18 protein-coding genes are annotated in these 15703 nt (G+C 40.6%); 12 read left to right on the top strand and 6 right to left on the bottom strand.

The annotated features are described in order from the left end of the window. The first annotated feature begins 148 nt into the window (after positions 1 to 148). The 7 genes from GKC25_RS11520 (at position 149) to GKC25_RS11490 (ending at position 4951) form a co-directional block, all read left to right on the top strand. On the top strand, positions 149 to 808 hold the full coding sequence (locus GKC25_RS11520) for a hypothetical protein (protein ID WP_187703976.1): 660 nt from the start codon (positions 149 to 151) through the stop codon (positions 806 to 808). Between the two features lie 170 nt (positions 809 to 978). After that, a complete protein-coding gene (locus GKC25_RS11515; RefSeq protein ID WP_187703975.1) occupies positions 979 to 1356 on the top strand; it encodes a hypothetical protein in 378 nt (125 codons plus the stop codon). Positions 1357 to 1409: 53 nt separating this feature from the next. Next, positions 1410 to 2279 carry an alpha/beta hydrolase gene (locus tag GKC25_RS11510; protein WP_034661439.1) on the top strand — a complete coding sequence of 290 codons (870 nt, stop codon included), beginning with the start codon at positions 1410 to 1412 and terminating at the stop codon, positions 2277 to 2279. A 75-nt stretch (positions 2280 to 2354) separates the two neighbouring features. Then, positions 2355 to 2711, top strand: coding sequence for a winged helix-turn-helix transcriptional regulator (locus tag GKC25_RS11505; protein WP_012010675.1), 357 nt, complete (start codon positions 2355 to 2357; stop codon positions 2709 to 2711). 186 nt (positions 2712 to 2897) lie between these two features. Then, positions 2898 to 3530 (top strand): 3-hexulose-6-phosphate synthase, encoded by a 633-nt coding sequence (gene hxlA, locus GKC25_RS11500; RefSeq protein ID WP_034661437.1) that lies wholly within the window; start codon positions 2898 to 2900, stop codon positions 3528 to 3530. Beyond that, a complete protein-coding gene (gene hxlB / locus GKC25_RS11495) occupies positions 3527 to 4084 on the top strand; it encodes a 6-phospho-3-hexuloisomerase (protein ID WP_095285481.1) in 558 nt (185 codons plus the stop codon). The genes hxlA and hxlB overlap by 4 nt, the downstream gene beginning before the upstream one ends. Positions 4085 to 4225: 141 nt before the next feature. Next, positions 4226 to 4951: a DsbA family oxidoreductase gene (locus GKC25_RS11490; RefSeq protein WP_095285480.1), complete on the top strand. Its 726-nt coding sequence runs from the start codon at positions 4226 to 4228 to the stop codon at positions 4949 to 4951. A gap of 33 nt (positions 4952 to 4984) precedes the next feature. Here the strand turns inward: GKC25_RS11490 and GKC25_RS11485 are convergent, their stop codons facing one another. Continuing rightward, positions 4985 to 6085 carry a GntR family transcriptional regulator gene (locus tag GKC25_RS11485; RefSeq protein WP_095285479.1) on the bottom strand — a complete coding sequence of 367 codons (1101 nt, stop codon included), beginning with the start codon at positions 6083 to 6085 and terminating at the stop codon, positions 4985 to 4987. A gap of 273 nt (positions 6086 to 6358) precedes the next feature. Here GKC25_RS11485 and GKC25_RS11480 point away from each other — a divergent pair, with 273 nt between their 5' ends. The 4 genes from GKC25_RS11480 to GKC25_RS11465 all read left to right on the top strand — a co-directional run bounded on the left by GKC25_RS11480 (position 6359) and on the right by GKC25_RS11465 (position 11543). Continuing rightward, positions 6359 to 7984 (top strand): xylulokinase, encoded by a 1626-nt coding sequence (locus GKC25_RS11480; protein WP_095285478.1) that lies wholly within the window; start codon positions 6359 to 6361, stop codon positions 7982 to 7984. After that, positions 7978 to 8682, top strand: a complete 705-nt coding sequence (locus GKC25_RS11475; protein WP_034661424.1) for an L-ribulose-5-phosphate 4-epimerase — start codon at positions 7978 to 7980, stop codon at positions 8680 to 8682. Before GKC25_RS11480 ends, GKC25_RS11475 begins: the two co-directional genes overlap by 7 nt. A 17-nt stretch (positions 8683 to 8699) precedes the next feature. Further along, positions 8700 to 10121 (top strand): L-arabinose isomerase, encoded by a 1422-nt coding sequence (araA, locus tag GKC25_RS11470; protein ID WP_095285477.1) that lies wholly within the window; start codon positions 8700 to 8702, stop codon positions 10119 to 10121. Between the two features lie 81 nt (positions 10122 to 10202). Next, entirely contained in the window at positions 10203 to 11543 is a 1341-nt protein-coding gene (locus GKC25_RS11465) for a sugar porter family MFS transporter (RefSeq protein WP_034661417.1), read from the top strand. Positions 11544 to 11579: 36 nt separating this feature from the next. On the opposite strand, the gene GKC25_RS11460 is transcribed toward GKC25_RS11465, so the two are convergent. Continuing rightward, positions 11580 to 11792: a hypothetical protein gene (locus GKC25_RS11460; RefSeq protein ID WP_095285476.1), complete on the bottom strand. Its 213-nt coding sequence runs from the start codon at positions 11790 to 11792 to the stop codon at positions 11580 to 11582. 219 nt (positions 11793 to 12011) lie between these two features. Here GKC25_RS11460 and GKC25_RS11455 point away from each other — a divergent pair, with 219 nt between their 5' ends. Further along, positions 12012 to 12305, top strand: coding sequence for a CotD family spore coat protein (locus GKC25_RS11455; protein ID WP_060596629.1), 294 nt, complete (start codon positions 12012 to 12014; stop codon positions 12303 to 12305). Positions 12306 to 12358: 53 nt separating this feature from the next. Here GKC25_RS11455 and GKC25_RS11450 read toward each other — a convergent pair whose 3' ends face one another. The 4 genes from GKC25_RS11450 to GKC25_RS11435 are packed head-to-tail and all read right to left on the bottom strand — an operon-like array spanning position 12359 to position 15630. Then, complete coding sequence (locus tag GKC25_RS11450; RefSeq protein WP_095285475.1) at positions 12359 to 13027, bottom strand: ATP-binding cassette domain-containing protein; 669 nt, start codon at positions 13025 to 13027, stop codon at positions 12359 to 12361. Beyond that, positions 13020 to 13565 (bottom strand): hypothetical protein, encoded by a 546-nt coding sequence (locus GKC25_RS11445; protein ID WP_034661406.1) that lies wholly within the window; start codon positions 13563 to 13565, stop codon positions 13020 to 13022. Before GKC25_RS11445 ends, GKC25_RS11450 begins: the two co-directional genes overlap by 8 nt. A 21-nt stretch (positions 13566 to 13586) precedes the next feature. Continuing rightward, positions 13587 to 14126, bottom strand: coding sequence for a stage II sporulation protein M (locus tag GKC25_RS11440; RefSeq protein ID WP_223249893.1), 540 nt, complete (start codon positions 14124 to 14126; stop codon positions 13587 to 13589). After that, on the bottom strand, positions 14089 to 15630 hold the full coding sequence (locus GKC25_RS11435) for a hypothetical protein (RefSeq protein WP_223251540.1): 1542 nt from the start codon (positions 15628 to 15630) through the stop codon (positions 14089 to 14091). Before GKC25_RS11435 ends, GKC25_RS11440 begins: the two co-directional genes overlap by 38 nt. Positions 15631 to 15703: the final 73 nt, after the last annotated feature.

Here is a 15703-nt window from a genome sequence, read left to right as displayed (position 1 = left end):
ATGGTCTATCAGTTGAATATGGAAGGTGTTTTAGTCAAGATATGAAAAGTAAAAAAATAGCTCAAACTCAACATGAAATACGATTTATGAATGTGGCGTGCCTTTACCCTAATGGGGAGATGGTGATTCTAGAAAGGAGGTATAAGGAGTGTACTTGAAATACATCCAATTAATGTCAGATGATGACCGTGGGAACTTAGCCAGCCAATCCCTTTGTGTGACAGAAATGTTTTTATGGGAATTAGGGAAAAGAATTCAAACGAAAGATTGTGAGGCTATTATTTTTATATGTGGCTCTTTTAAAGATTACAAATTACTGAGTACTTCTAAAAAAGAACCTGACATCTTATTTTTAAAAAATACGTACGAGCTAGAATTACCCTTTAGTTACAGTGAATTTGAAAATGCAACAAATAAGAAAAAGATCTTAGCTGATACTTTGGAAAAAGCGATGCTCTATCTGTGTGAATTAAAAAACTGGGACAGTCAGCTAGTCAAAGCGACATTTCAAAAAATGAAAGAAAAGGAATATAAAGCGGAGATGAAAGGAAAACAAACAAAATTAAGTCCCGATAAAAAAAAGAAAGCATATCCTCTGATCGAATTGGATCTAAAGCAGTTTACTCTCTATCTTGTTATAGAAGATAATAAAGGAAAGATTTTATCAAAAAAATTAATTGCTGAAACCGATACCTATTTAGAAGAGGTTTCTTATCATATGCGAGAGATTAAATGGCTAACTGATCATGAAGTAGCATTATTCAAACATACAAATAAACCTGTTTATACAAGTGTACGGTTATCGTGATAAAGCAAAATGAGAATAGCATAACACTTGTGGAAATCAAGAACGCAACTTACAAAGGAGTGTATGTTTTTAATGTGTTTTTGGGAAGAAGAACAACGCTATGTATTCAATACCATGAAGAAACAAGAAAACGAATCATTGCACTTATACAATAACCTCTTGGACAAACGATGACATGGTTTTTAGATGAAAAAATCCAGAAACAAATCCCTGATTTCGATATCAACCATCTAAAGCAAATCAATGAATTTCACTACTTTAAAGAGTATAATGAACATTACGACTTGATCAACTGTATTGTTCTGCACATCCCATATGAATCCTCGAATCTACAAGCAGACATTCATCTGAAATTCACCAATGTCTCTTCTGTTCAAATCAAAGATTTGGAGTTAACAAACGATTCCTATCTTTTTTTGGACATTCAGCTTTTGGATAGAGGCTGGGAAAATTTGAATTACTTTGTAGAAGACTATGAAGAAGATTATTTTTCATTTTATTGTCAAACAGTTCAAGTCATACAAGTCGTATCAAATGAATCGTGCTAGTCTATCTACATATGTGCTAATCATGCTTCTTCATCCCAACATAGAAAGGTGCAATGACATTGAAACGAATCACGAAATGGCTCTTATTTGCGGCTGTCATCGCGGGCTTATTGGTATGCGCATTCTTTGTGTTCCGTTTAAACCAGCCTAAGCCGACGACGAACATCCATTATGCAGACACACAAAACAAACAGCAAACACTCGATATGTATATGCCAAAGGGAAAAGATGAAGACAATAAGAAGAAGCATCCAGTCATGATCTATCTCCATGGCGGCGGCTGGACAGGCGGCGATAAGAATAGAGTCGCTTCAAAGGCTGATTATTTTACGGATCAAGGGTATGTGTTTGTTTCGATGAATTACAGGCTTCACCCTGATGCCAACTATGAGCAGATGGCAGATGATACGGCAAACGCCATTAAATGGGTCAAGGATCATGCGGATGAATATCAAATCGATTCATCAAAAATCAACATGATGGGACATTCGGCAGGCGGTCATTTAACGGCATTGGTGGCCACAGATTCAACTTATTTAAAACGTGTTGGATTGTCGCCAAAAACGATCAATTCCATCGTGATTTTAGATGGACCGTTAAACATCAATCAATTTATACAAGCCATACCATCGTACAAAAAGGTGTTTGGCAAACAGGAGAAGAACTGGACAAAGGCATCACCTGTCACTTATATGAATCAAGCGAATGTACCGCCTGTTTATTTGGTCACGGGCTGGGAAAATCCAGAGGTGTACCGATTTGCAGAAAAACTGAATCATGATAAAGGCTCGCGGTTTGTTTTTCGGGTTCATTCGCTGAGCCACAGTAACTTGAATAAATGGTTTGGATCAGACAGGGCGCCAAAAGAAGCGCAAGAAATGACAAAGGCTGTCATGTCTTTTGTGAATAAACAGAATCAATAACGAAGACCGTATGCTCGACAATCTAATTTGCCGCAGTATATGATAAAGCGTAAATGGTTTGTACCAAAGGAGTGTATGTCGTTGTCATCACGTATGGAAAATAAAGTGTTCAATTGCGAAAAAGAGCTGACGCTGAATATTATCGGCGGTAAGTGGAAAATGCTGATTTTATGGCACCTTGGCAGAGAAGGGACAAAACGATTTGGTGAGCTAAAGTCGTTAATGCCTGGGATTACGCAAAGAATGCTTGTCAATCAGCTAAGAGAATTAGAGGAAGATCACATTGTGCATCGGGAGGTTTATCCTGTCGTTCCGCCAAAAGTTGAATATTCCCTCACAGAACTAGGAGAAAGCTTAATGCCGATTTTAGAGGCGATGTATGATTGGGGAAAACAATATCTCGACAGCAATTTTTTAAAGGATGATAAATAGAAAGTGCAAAAGATACTGGTCGAAAGACAGTATCTTTTTTGTGACCATATGCGAAAAAGTATAGTATGTAAAAAAAAAGTGCGTACTTGGATTGCTGCCATCCTGTTGTTATACTCATTTCATCGTTCAAGAAGCACCATCCGCGAAGCTCTTGAAGATGAGATGAAAAAACGGGAGTGAAAGTGAATGAAATTACAATTAGCATTAGATTTAGTGAATATACCAGAAGCGATTGAGCTGATCAAAGAAGTAGAAGCATTTATTGATGTGGTTGAAATTGGGACACCTGTTGTGATCAATGAAGGCTTGCGTGCTGTAAAAGAAGTCAAACAGGCATTTCCGAATTTACGTGTACTCGCTGATCTGAAAATTATGGATGCGGCCGGTTATGAAGTGCAGCAGGCATCTGAAGCTGGAGCGGATATCGTCACCATTCTTGCAGCGGCAGAAGATATGTCCATTCAAGGAGCGGTGAAAGAAGCGAAAGCAAGAGGGAAACAAATTTTAGTTGATATGATTGGTATCAAAGATATCGCTGGCCGGGCAAAAGAGCTGGATGAGCTTGGAGTCGATTATATTTGTGTGCACACAGGCTATGACCTGCAAGCGGTTGGTCAAAACTCATTTGCTGACCTTATGACCATTAAACAAGTCGTCAAACAAGCGAAAACAGCCATTGCAGGCGGAATTAAGCTTGATACGTTACCTGAAGTCGTGAAGTTAAATCCTGATTTGATCATTGTCGGCGGCGGTATCGCAAGCCAGGACAATAAAGCAGAAGTGGCTGCACAAATGAAGCAGCTGATCGCACAATCATGAAGACCAGTGACTATGTGAAAGCCATTTTGAATGAGCTTTCTGAGCATTCCCCCGCTATTCAAGACGAACAAGCGGAGCGGCTTGTCTCAAGTATTTTAGCTGCAAGAAAGGTCTTTGTGGCAGGGGCTGGCAGATCTGGTTTGATGGGAAAATCATTTGCCATGAGACTCACACATATTGGCGTCAAGGCTTATGTAATCGGTGAGACCAATACTCCTTCCTTTACAGAAGAAGATCTCTTGATTGTTGGGAGCGGCTCTGGTCGAACAGAGACATTGCTAATCCTTGCAAAAAAGGCAAAAGCAATTGGCGGAAAAGTGGCAGCATTCACGCTTTCAGTTGACTCACCTCTAGCTGATCTATCGGATGAAGTCATTTTACTGTCAGGTGCGCCGAAGGATCAAAAGGAAGGAAGCCATCATACCATTCAGCCAATGGGCTCGCTATTTGAGCAATCGCTTCTTCTGACATACGATGCGGTCATTTTGCGTTTAATGGAAATAAAAGAGCTCGACACACATACAATGTACGGTCACCATGCAAATTTAGAATAGATATTTTCAAAGCCTTTCCTTTCTTAGAAGGAGAGGCTTTTTTTATCTAAATCAAGAGCAGAATCTTGACATCATCGATTGGATGTAACTATAATTGTTACATCGTTAAAGAAAAAGCGTAAGCTCGGAAGGAAGATGAAGATGAAAGTACAAATCTGGTCAGATATCGCCTGTCCTTTTTGTTATATAGGAAAAAAACAACTAGAAACAGCGCTTGAACAATTCCCTCAAAAGGAACAGGTAGAAATCGAGTTTAAAAGCTTTGAGCTTGATCCACATGCACCCGTTGATGTCGATTATGATGTCCATGATATGCTCGTCAAAAAATATGGGATGAGCCGCAGCCAGGCCATGGCGATGAATGAGCAGGTGAAGCAGGCCGGCAAAGAGAAGGGAATCGATTTTCAATTTGATCCACTCGTGTTGACAAACACCTTTGATGCCCATCGATTGGCGCAATATGCTGGTCAAATGGGCAAAGGCGATTTCGTCATGGGAGAGCTGTTTCAAGCATATTTTACAGATGGAAAGCATGTTGGTGATCGTCAAACCCTTTTAGATATTGCAGAAAAAGCAGGTCTTGATTTGAAGGAAGTGCAGCAAGTTCTAGGCGGCGAAGAGTTTGCAGATCATGTACGAGAGGACGAAAAAGAGGCGAGACAGCTTGGTATTTCTGCTGTTCCTTTCTTCTTATTGAATGGCAAATATTCAGTGGCAGGTGCACAGCCACCCGATACCTTCCTTCGTGCACTTGAAACGGCTTGGACAGAAGAAGCAGCTCAAGCTGAGAAAGCGGCTGCCAATTCATTTGAAGCAGCATGTGCAGACGGCGTATGCGCAGTGCCTGCCCCTAAAGAAGAGATCTAATCATATAAAAAATGAGCCTCCTCCAAAAAGGGCTCATTTTTTTCTTGCATTCATATGTTTGATCGTTTCACCTGGAACCAATTCAGGTTCGTAAAAGGTTTGATGAGGGAGATTCTTTTTTCCTTGAACTTTTTTAATCATCCAGTCTGCCGCATCCCGGCCCATTTGCTCCTGAGGGTGGGTCAATGTTGTCAGCTTCACATGGGCATTTTTCTGGGCAATATACGAATTATCCTGTCCAATAATGGAGAGATCCTCTGGAATGGACAGCCCGATGTCACTGCATACATTGGCAACTTCTAATCCAACCTCGTCGTTATAGCAAACAAGGGCAGTCAGCTCATTCTGATGCTCTAATAAGAAAGTTTTGATATCATCTCCCAAATGCTGCTTCGATTCTGTATCGAAAAAGAGGACGTGCTCAGGCAGAAAGTTAAGCTTGGCTTCACCGAGCGCTTGAATATATCCCTTCATTCGGTACTTTCCCTGTAAGTCATCTGTTTTTGAGATCAGGCCGATTTGCTGATGTCCAGAGGTGATCAGCTCTTTTGTGGCTAAATAACTGGATTTCACATCATCTAAACAGAGAAAAGGAACCTCTAACTGTTCATAATAGGCATTGATCATAATGAGCGGTACATCCTGTTCTTTAAAAGATAGGTAGTACGAGATGTTCGGATTATATAAATTGCTTTTCGTCGGCTCGACAATGAGTCCGTCCACACCAAAGGACAGCATCATTTCTAGCGCTTTTTTCTCCTGTTCCACATCATTATTCGTACTTGCCAGTAACAAAGAATAGTTCTCTTCGTTTAATCGGCTTTCAATGCCTCGAATGATGGAAGGGAAAATGTAATCGGATATGTATGTCGTCATGACGCCAATCGTTTTCATATGCGTATGTCCAGCAGGCTTTGTTTGATATTGATTGGTCACAAATGTGCCTGAACCTTTTTCACTTCGTAAAAACCCTTCGCTCGACAATTCTAAGATGGCCTTTCGAACCGTATGCCTGCTCACTTGATACATCTCCTGCAGGCTTGATTCGGTTGGAATACGTTCCCCGATCCGGTAATCCCCTGTGAGTATTTTGCTTTTTATATCATCGATAATGATCTGGTACTTCTTTTTCATCGTTTCACTTCTTTCTCAGTTGATCATCTACTCGGATTGAGAAGAAATTGTATGGACATATTTTAACATGGTTGTCGAATCAAAAACAGGCGCTTTCCCTTTCTGTCGTCTCAGCTTTAGAAAAGTGAAGGTTTTTGTCACATTGTGTATGTACAACTACATTTAATATTGACATATGTACGTACAAATATTATATTGTGAATGTGCACAGAGAATCAATGAATCTAGAAAATTAAAATTGAAACCGCTATCAATTATGGAGGTGAACGCAGAATGGATCATGAAGAGACGACCAAAGCCTTAAAAGAAGGACGGACATCTTTAGGGATTGAATTTGGTTCAACACGAATTAAAGCCATTTTAATAGATGAAGTGTTTCAGCCAATTGCTCAAGGTACATTTGAATGGGAAAGTTCTCTCCAGGAAGGAATTTGGACGTACAACTTAATTGATATCATTACAGGTCTTCAAGTGGCGTACCGGGAGATGAAAGAGCAAGTCGAGCAAAGGTATGGCGTGACCATTCAAACCATTGGCTCAATTGGAGTATCAGCCATGATGCATGGCTATGTGGCATGTGACCATACAGGAGAGGTCCTCGTTCCGTTCCGCACATGGCGGAATGCAACAACCATTGAGGCGAGTCAAAAACTGACGGATGTCTTCCAATTTCATATTCCAGAAAGATGGAGCATTGCCCATTTGTATCAAGCGATATTAGAGGAGGAAAAACATCTTTCCCGTTTAGAATATATGACCACCCTATCAGGTTACATTCACTGGCTGTTAACCGGAAAGCAGGCCATTGGCATTGGGGATGCGTCAGGCATGTTTCCAATTGATGAACAAACGAAGGACTACAATGAAGTAATGCTCCATCAATTTGAAGACTTGATCGTAGAAAAAGGCTACCCGTGGAAGCTGCGTCACCTTCTGCCGCGTGTTTATTTAGCAGGCGAGGAGGCTGGCGTGTTAACGGCAGCAGGAGCAGCCATTTTAGATCAAGGCAAACACTTGAAGCCAGGCATTCCATTTTGTCCCCCGGAAGGTGACGCCGGAACGGGAATGGTGGCAACAAACAGTGTAGAAAAACGGACAGGGAACATTTCAGTTGGGACATCTGTTTTTGCCATGATTGTGCTAGAGCAGGAGCTAAAGGGTGTGTATCCAGAAGTGGATATGGTCACAACGCCAGACGGACTGCCAGTCGCAATGGTTCATGCGAACAACTGTACAAGTGACTTAAATGCTTGGATGAATATATTCAGAGAGGCATTTGAAGCATTGGGTATGCAAGTGGCGTCAGAAAAGGTATACGAAGCCTTATTGCAGCAGGCGTTAGAAGCAGATCGAGATGGCGGCGGACTCTTAAGCTATGGCTATTATTCTGGTGAAAATATTACAAGATTGCCAGAAGGAAGGCCTCTTTTTGTCAGATCAGCTGAAAGCCGCTTTAATCTGGCTAATTTCATGCGTACCCATCTTTTTTCTGCTTTTGGTGCAATGAAAATAGGGATGGATCGTTTAAAAGAACATGAACAGGTTGTGATTGATCGGTTACTAGGGCATGGGGGGTTATTTAAAACCCCGCTCGTTGGTCAAAAAATGGTGGCCGCAGCGCTTGATACACCTGTATCAGTCGTTTCCACTGCGGGAGAAGGCGGTGCGTTTGGGATGGCTGTCCTTGCTTCCTATATGGTCCATCATCAAAAGCAAACATTGGCTGAATTTCTCACGCATCAAGTGTTTGCCCATACATCAGAAGAGCTCATAGAACCCGACCCGCTTGATGTCAAAGGCTTTGACGAATTTTTAAAGCGCTATCAAGAGGGCCTTGCGATTGAAGAAGCGGCAGTAGCACATCTGATGCCAAAGAAAGGAGTGACAACCGTATGCTAGAGCGCTTAAAAGAAGAAGTATTTGAAGCAAATTTAGATTTGCCGAAATACGGACTTGTGAAATTCACATGGGGCAATGTCAGTGCGTGTGATCGTGACAGCGGTCTATTTGTTATTAAGCCGAGCGGTATAGCGTATGACCAATTATCAGCAAAAGACATGGTTGTGGTCGACTTTGACGGTGAAGTAGTGGAAGGGGAATTCAGTCCTTCATCAGATACAGCAACACATGCTGTTCTTTACAAACACTTTGAGGAAATTGGCGGTATATCGCATAGCCATTCCATGTGGGCAACCGTTTGGGCGCAGGCAGGTCTTGATTTACAGGCAATGGGCACAACACATGCCGATACATTTTACGGCGCTGTTCCGTGTGCTCGATTTCTGACAGAAGAAGAAGTCAACCGCGGTTATGAGGTAGAAACGGGCCGGCTGATCATCGAAACGTTTGAGGAAAGAAACCTAGATGTGATGGCGGTGCCGGGTGTATTGCTTCAAGGTCACGGCCCATTCACGTGGGGAAAAGATGCAAAAAGTGCGGTCACAAACAGTGTGATTTTAGATGAAGTCGCCAAAATGAATCTGTTCGCAAAGCAATTAAACGAATACGCGGAGCCTCTCCCGCAACGAATTTTAGATAAACATTACTTAAGAAAACACGGAGAACATGCGTATTACGGACAAAAACCTTCAAGATAAAGAAAAGAGGGATTTCTATGTTAACAAGTCAACATAAAGAATGCTGGTTTATTGTTGGATCGCAGCATTTATATGGAGATGAAGCACTGCAGAAAGTAAAAGCAGATGCTCAAAAGATGACGGATGCCTTAAATGAGAGTGGTTTACTTCCTTACCCAGTGATCTTGCAGGAGCTGGCTGTCAGCGCGGATCAAATCACAAAGCTCATGAAAGAAGTCAATTATCGCGATGAGGTTGTCGGCGTGATGACGTGGATGCATACATTTTCACCGGCAAAAATGTGGATACGCGGAACCGATCTCTTGCAGAAGCCTCTTTTGCATCTTGTCACACAGTATTATGAGAAGATTCCGTGGGACACGATCAACATGGACTATATGAATCTTCATCAATCTGCACATGGAGATAGAGAATATGGCTATATCAATGCGCGCTTAAATAAACAAAATCAAATTGTCGCCGGTCATTGGTCTAAGCCGGATGTGCAGCAGCAAATCGCTGATTGGATGGACGTGGCGGCTGCTTATCATGAGAGCTTTCAGATTAAAGTAGCTAGGTTTGGTGACAACATGCGCCACGTGGCTGTAACAGAAGGCGATAAAATTGAAGCCCAGATTCAATTAGGGTGGACTGTTGATTACTTTGGAATAGGCGATCTCGTTGAATATGTCAATGCAGTAGAAGAAGCAGAGGTAGATGCATTATTTGCGGAGTATTTAACGCAATATGATGTGGATTATGGAACGTATTCAGTTGAAGAATGGGAAAAAAGTGTCAAGGTGCAAGCGCGTTATGAAATTGCCATCAAACGCTTCTTAGATGAAGGCGGCTACAATGCCTTTACGACAAACTTTGAAGATTTACATGGAATGAAACAGCTGCCAGGACTTGCGGTACAGCGGCTGATGGCAAAGGGATATGGCTTTGCTGGGGAAGGCGATTGGAAAACTGCTGCACTGGACCGATTATTAAAGGTGATGAGTCATCATCAATCCACTGGTTTTATGGAGGACTACACGTATGAAATGACCTCTGGACAGGAAGCGGTGCTGCAATCTCATATGTTAGAAGTAGATCCAGCGCTCGCCCATACGAAACCAGTGATTGTCGTATCTCCACTTGGTATCGGAAACAGGGAAGATCCAGCGCGTCTTGTGTTTGATGGAAAAGCAGGCGAAGGTGTTGTTGTTTCCATTGCTGACTTTGGAACCCATTTCAAATGGCTCATACAAGAAGTCGAAGCCTTTGAGCCGGAGGAAGCAGCACCTCATTTACCGGTTGCACGTGTGCTCTGGAAAATCAAGCCGAATTTTCAGGACGGAGTCAAAGCATGGATTAAGCAAGGCGGGGGTCATCATACAGTCGTATCCCTTAATTTAACGGTTGATCAAATTGTTCATTTTACAAAGCTTGTTCATGCAGAATATGTGGTTTTATAGAAGGGTGAAACGTCTTCTACTGTTTACAGTAGAAGCACCGGGAGAAATGAAAGCGGTTAATTAAGTGAGGGGGTCATCCACTTGGAGAAAAAAGTGTCAAGCAAATTTATCTTCTTTTTCGGGTCCTTTGCAGGCATCTTATTCGGATATGATATTGGAATTATTGCAGGGGCAGAAGGACATATTCAGGAAGAATTTCAGCTCAGCCCATTATGGCTTGGAATTGTCGTCTCTTCATTAATGGGCGGAGCAATCATTGGTTCGATTTTAAGCGGCCTCATGGGGGATAAGTTTGGCCGCAGAAAGCTCATTTTGGTCTCATCGATCATCTTTTTTGTCGGAGCTATAGGGTCAGCCATCGCACCAGAAGAGATTTCATTAACCATTGCTCGTATCTTTTTAGGGACAGCAGTAGGAACAGCCTCATCTTTGGTGCCGGCTTACATGTCTGAAATCGCTCCTGCTAAAATCCGCGGGAAATTGTCTGGGCTCAATCAGCTTATGATTGTGAGCGGACTATTGCTGAGCTATATTGTCGCGTTTGTGTTTGAACCTATTCCAGACAGCTGGCGCTGGATGCTGGGAAGTGCCGCTTTATTTGCTATCGTGCTTTATATTGGTATGCTGAGGCTCCCTGAATCTCCGAGATATTTAATTAAACACGGAATGGCTCATAAAGCACGGGAGGTATTAGGATCACTGCGTTCTTCCCGTGAAGAAATCGAAGCAGAAATGCAGGAAATTTTAGAAGTCGCGAAAGAAGAACGCTCTGGTATTCGTGAATTGTTCCAAAAGAAATTCAGAATGGCTCTTTTCATCGGGGTTGGGATGGCGACCCTTCAGCAAATTCAAGGCGCGAACTCCATTGTGTATTATGCAACGAGTATTGCTCGGAATGTAGGCCTTGCGCCGCAGGTCGCAGCAGGCTTTACAGTCATTGTCGGTGTCATTTTTGTCGTGACAACCGTTATCTTTTTACAATTTGTCGACCGGTTCGACCGCCGAACGATTCTCACCGTAGGAGGCACAGGTATGGCACTTTCCTTCTTTGCACCAGCGGCATTAGGTGCACTTGGCGTTAGTGAAGGGATTTTAAACTGGGTGACATTGATTTCCCTTTGCTGCTTTATCTTGTGCTATGCCTTCTCATGGGCACCGATCACGTGGATCATCATCGGCGAAATCTTCCCACTCTCTGTCAGGGGCATTGGAGCAGGCATTTCATCTGCCTTTAACTGGACGGGATCGTTAGCTGTTGGACTCGTTTTCCCTATCTTAGCTGATAAGTTCAGCTTTGGGGTCATTTTCTCCTCATTTGGGGTTATCTGCTTAATCGGACTATTGTTCACCCGCTTTGTTTTAGTCGAAACAAAAGGAAGAAGCTTAGAGCAAATCGAAACCGATATGGCAGCACGTGTATAAAGAAAACCCTCTATCCCATGTGGATAGAGGGTTTTTTTACTCAAGCGTCTGTTTTAGCTCAGCGGGCAATAAATCAATCAATTGATCATAAGAAGATAAATCCAGCACTTCAAGCAGCGCATAATATTTCGCATAAACCTCACTCAACTGATCAGGATGACTCGTTTCATATTGATTCAAATGCAATTGAGTCAGTTCAAGTGCAATGTCTAGCTTGTTTCGTTCGATTGGTTGTGTCGTATTGATCATATCGTTCACCTCGTATTTGATAAGTGGGAAGGTTATGGGCCACAATTTCTTCTACCACAATATATCATTTGTATAATATGTTAAAATTGTCCTTTTGTAAAGGAAGAGAAAACGAGATAAATAGTGGATTTTTTTAAAAATAGACAAGCATCTAGTCACGAAAGGCGCTTCTTACATACGATAGAGTGTAAGTGAAAGACAACTTGAAGGGGTGTTGAGATGAGCCGGAATCGATTAGATGACTTTTTCTTTGGTCCTCGCAGAGGAAACCAAGGAGGAGATGAAACGGTTGTTTTCCCCACACGTCAAATTGTCAACACGACAACGAATGAACAAACCATCAGAAAAATTCATCCAACGCATATCACAAACGTCAATAAAAACATCAAAAGAATTGAAAACTACTACCCTGTCACTCAATCTACTCATAACGAGTACATTGTGGAAGAATACGATTGCGGCAGGGATATCAAAAACCCTTGCTGCCGTCCAGTGAAACGCTGTAAGTGGTAATGTGATCGAGAAAAAGAAGAGAGGCATCCTTTTATGGGATGCCTTTTGTATGTCTAATGTTCCACTTCGTTTAATTGTCCTTGATCCAGCTGGAAGAAACGATTTCCTAATTCTGAATAAAGGTAGCGCTGATGGCTGGTAAATAAAACACATCGATGTGAGAATTCTTTTTTTAATAAAGAAATCGATTGTATCTGTGAGGCCTCATCAAGAGAGGTAAAAGGCTCATCAAGAATGATCAGCTCTGGAGATCTTGCCACCATACAATTAAAGAAAAGTTTATATCTCATGCCCAATGAATACTGTTTGACTGGCATCTTTAGGGCATGCGTTAAATCAAATGCATCACAAAGCGATAGGAAAGTCTCTTTGTATAATTCTTTTTCTGACTTGTTCATTTTCCATAAAGACTGGACAAGCTCCATGTGCTCAAGACCAGTGAGCGCATCATAGACTAAAGGCTTATCAGGGATGTACGCCACCAGACTTTTATATTGAGTGGTCCCGGGGTGAAGCTGTTTGTTGAGTAAAATCGTTTCTGATACTGAAGGAAGCAGACCAGCGATGATCTTTAAAAGAGTCGATTTACCACTGCCGTTCTTTCCAATGATACAAGCTCGATCGCTTCCTTTCAGATCAAACGAAACTTGATCGAGGAGGAGAGAGCTTTCTTCTGTTGTTTCATAGCGAAAAGATAGCTGAGACACTTGAAGACTAGCCATTGATGAATCCTCCAATAACAAACACAGTGGTCACCAGCATATACAAGATCACTGTCGCAAGGGCAGCTTTTTTCGACCCTTCTGCATAGTAAATGATGCCATCATAAAGGATGCGCAAAAGATATAAGTTGATGAAGAAGGAAATTGCTTGTATCAAGATAAAATAGTGATCTAATTGTAACACCATCACACAATAGATCGCTGCACTATTCACTAATAAAAGAAATGCATTATAAACCAAAATGACAAGATACATTTTGCGTAAAATAAAAGCTTTATGAAAAAAATACATATAAATAGAAGTGAGAACGGTACTGAGAAAATTTAAAATGAAATACAGCGGGATCGTCAGCAAAAAAATAAAAACAATGCTGGCTACTTGTTTTCCAGCTGATAACGGTTCATCTACTAACAAATCAATAATAAAAAATGTTAAAAAGACAGTCGAAACAAATAATGATAGTAAGACAAGGCCTACAATGGTTTTAATCGATTGATTCTGATTGAAAAATTCCTTAGGTCGTAGAAGTAGCTCCATGGAACCACATTCCCCTTTCTTCTATGGTAGATGTACATGGCTAACGTATTCCTCTAAAAGAGATGCTGCGAATAAGAGAACAATTGCTGCAAAAATCAATTGAAGCACAGTCACAGTCAGCTTTTTTAAATCAATTGTTTCTCCTTTTATAAATCGATAAAGATAAATAAAAGGAAAAGAGCTGACAATTGAAAACAGGATGAAACCAAGAATCTCTACGAAAGCATGAGGCAGTAATCCTGTGAATATCTGCTGCACTTCTTGATTGACAATCAAATACTGAACTAGTTTGCCAATAATGTATCCGTTGTAAAAAAGAATGCCAGCAGCCATGATGCCGCCTGTAAAAGCTCCGATCCCTAATATCGCCATCCCAACTTGCAAATTGTTTAAGAAAATAGATAGAAAAAACATCTCTTCATCCTTTTTTAAATAAGGAATCTGATCATAAGGAAGAAGGCTACCAATCAGCACTGCTGCAATAAAGATAGCAGCATAAATGTAGCCGAGTCGTAAAATCAGTCTATTCTCCGATAGAAAATATCTTATTTTTTTCAACATACTCAATCCCTTTATAGATGGTCTTGCGGCATAACACCCAGCAGATCAATGAAACGATCACAAAATATAAAGCAAACAGAAAGTTTATGAGACCTGAGGATTGCTGCAAAATAGGTAGAAAAGAGGTCAAGATCATGTAGTACATAAAAGGTAATACAAGAAAGTTTCTTGCAAAAGCCTGCCCTTTATCGATAACTTCTATTTCCTCATTGGTTGTCCCTATTTCATGCTCATGAATAAAATTGAATTTCGTTGTAAATGGAAACAAGTAAAGCTGAATCAAAGGGAAAATGAAAAAACCAATCCCTAATGCCACAAATTGAATGAGCATCTGAATATCAAAAAGCTGATATACACCCATGATTGATAGATTAATGAATAGCAGAAAGAGAGCTGGTATGGAAAATAAACAATAAAATAACTGGATTTTTGATAAGAAAAACTGAATAAGAGATGTTTGAGAAAGCTCAAAAAGCCAAATATTCTTTTTTTCAGCACTTAAAGAAAAAATAGAAGGGGTCAGCATTCTCATCTCATACGTTTGATTTGCTAAAATCATCACATTTAATGTAAAAAGCAGCTGAATCTGCAAAGCCGGATGATCAATAATGGAGATCAAACTAGTCATAACCCCGATATAAAAGAAGGCTTCATATGACATAAACATATAATTAAAAAACTCTTTAGACAGCAGCCATCTTTTTTCTTTTAACACCTTGAGGTCTTTTTGGATCAACATATTCTTTTGAAACAGCGAGCCTTGAATTTTATTAAGTACTTGAAAGTACCAATAAAATAAATCTCGAAAATGTGTTGAGTTTTGATCATGATCTTTCCCAGTTGGAATCCAGCGTACAGGACTCTTCATGACGAGTATAGCTGCTAATATCACCACGAAAAATGTGACAGGTGAAGTGAAAAGCGCTTGAAATTGTAGAAATACAGAATCCTTTGAGAATAAAGCATGATGGATATGCTGAAGATCATTTTGATATAAAGCCACCAAATTGTTGGAAAGTGTAATCCAAAACGAATCCTCTGCAAGCGATGAAATCGACTGAAAAAGTTGTTGGAAGGTGTGATAAAAAGGGAAAATAATGTTCAATATCAGGACTCTTCCAAATAAGAAAAAAAGTAAAGAGATGCTTGCGAAAAAAAGAACACGAATGATCCCGATTTTTTTCACGACAATATTATAGATGTAAGCACCAAATATCTTATTGCTGACGATAAAAAGGAAGAAACCTGTCAACATGACATTGAGATGCTTTAACCAGAATATCCAGTCATGTGTTTGTGCAATGGAATATTGAAACAGAAAATAGATTAAATAAGTACTCAAACTGGTCAACATCAACCAGATCAGTTCTGAAAACAAAAGCGTTTGGAAAAGGTGTCTTGAGGAAACAGGTGCAAGCTGTATCAATTCTTCAAAAGGAAGAATATGAGTTCTTCTATAAGATTCAATCCCTTTGACGATAGAGAAAAGAAACAAAAATATCACAAAAGCACTTTCCCATTCTATTTGATAGATCGGAGAGTAAAGAAACGAAGAAATAACGAATACAATCATACAT

Source organism: Bacillus pumilus (assembly GCF_038738535.1).
Lineage (GTDB): Bacteria > Bacillota > Bacilli > Bacillales > Bacillaceae > Bacillus.
Note: the sequence above shows the minus strand (reverse complement) of the source record. Positions and strands in the feature narration are given on the sequence as shown.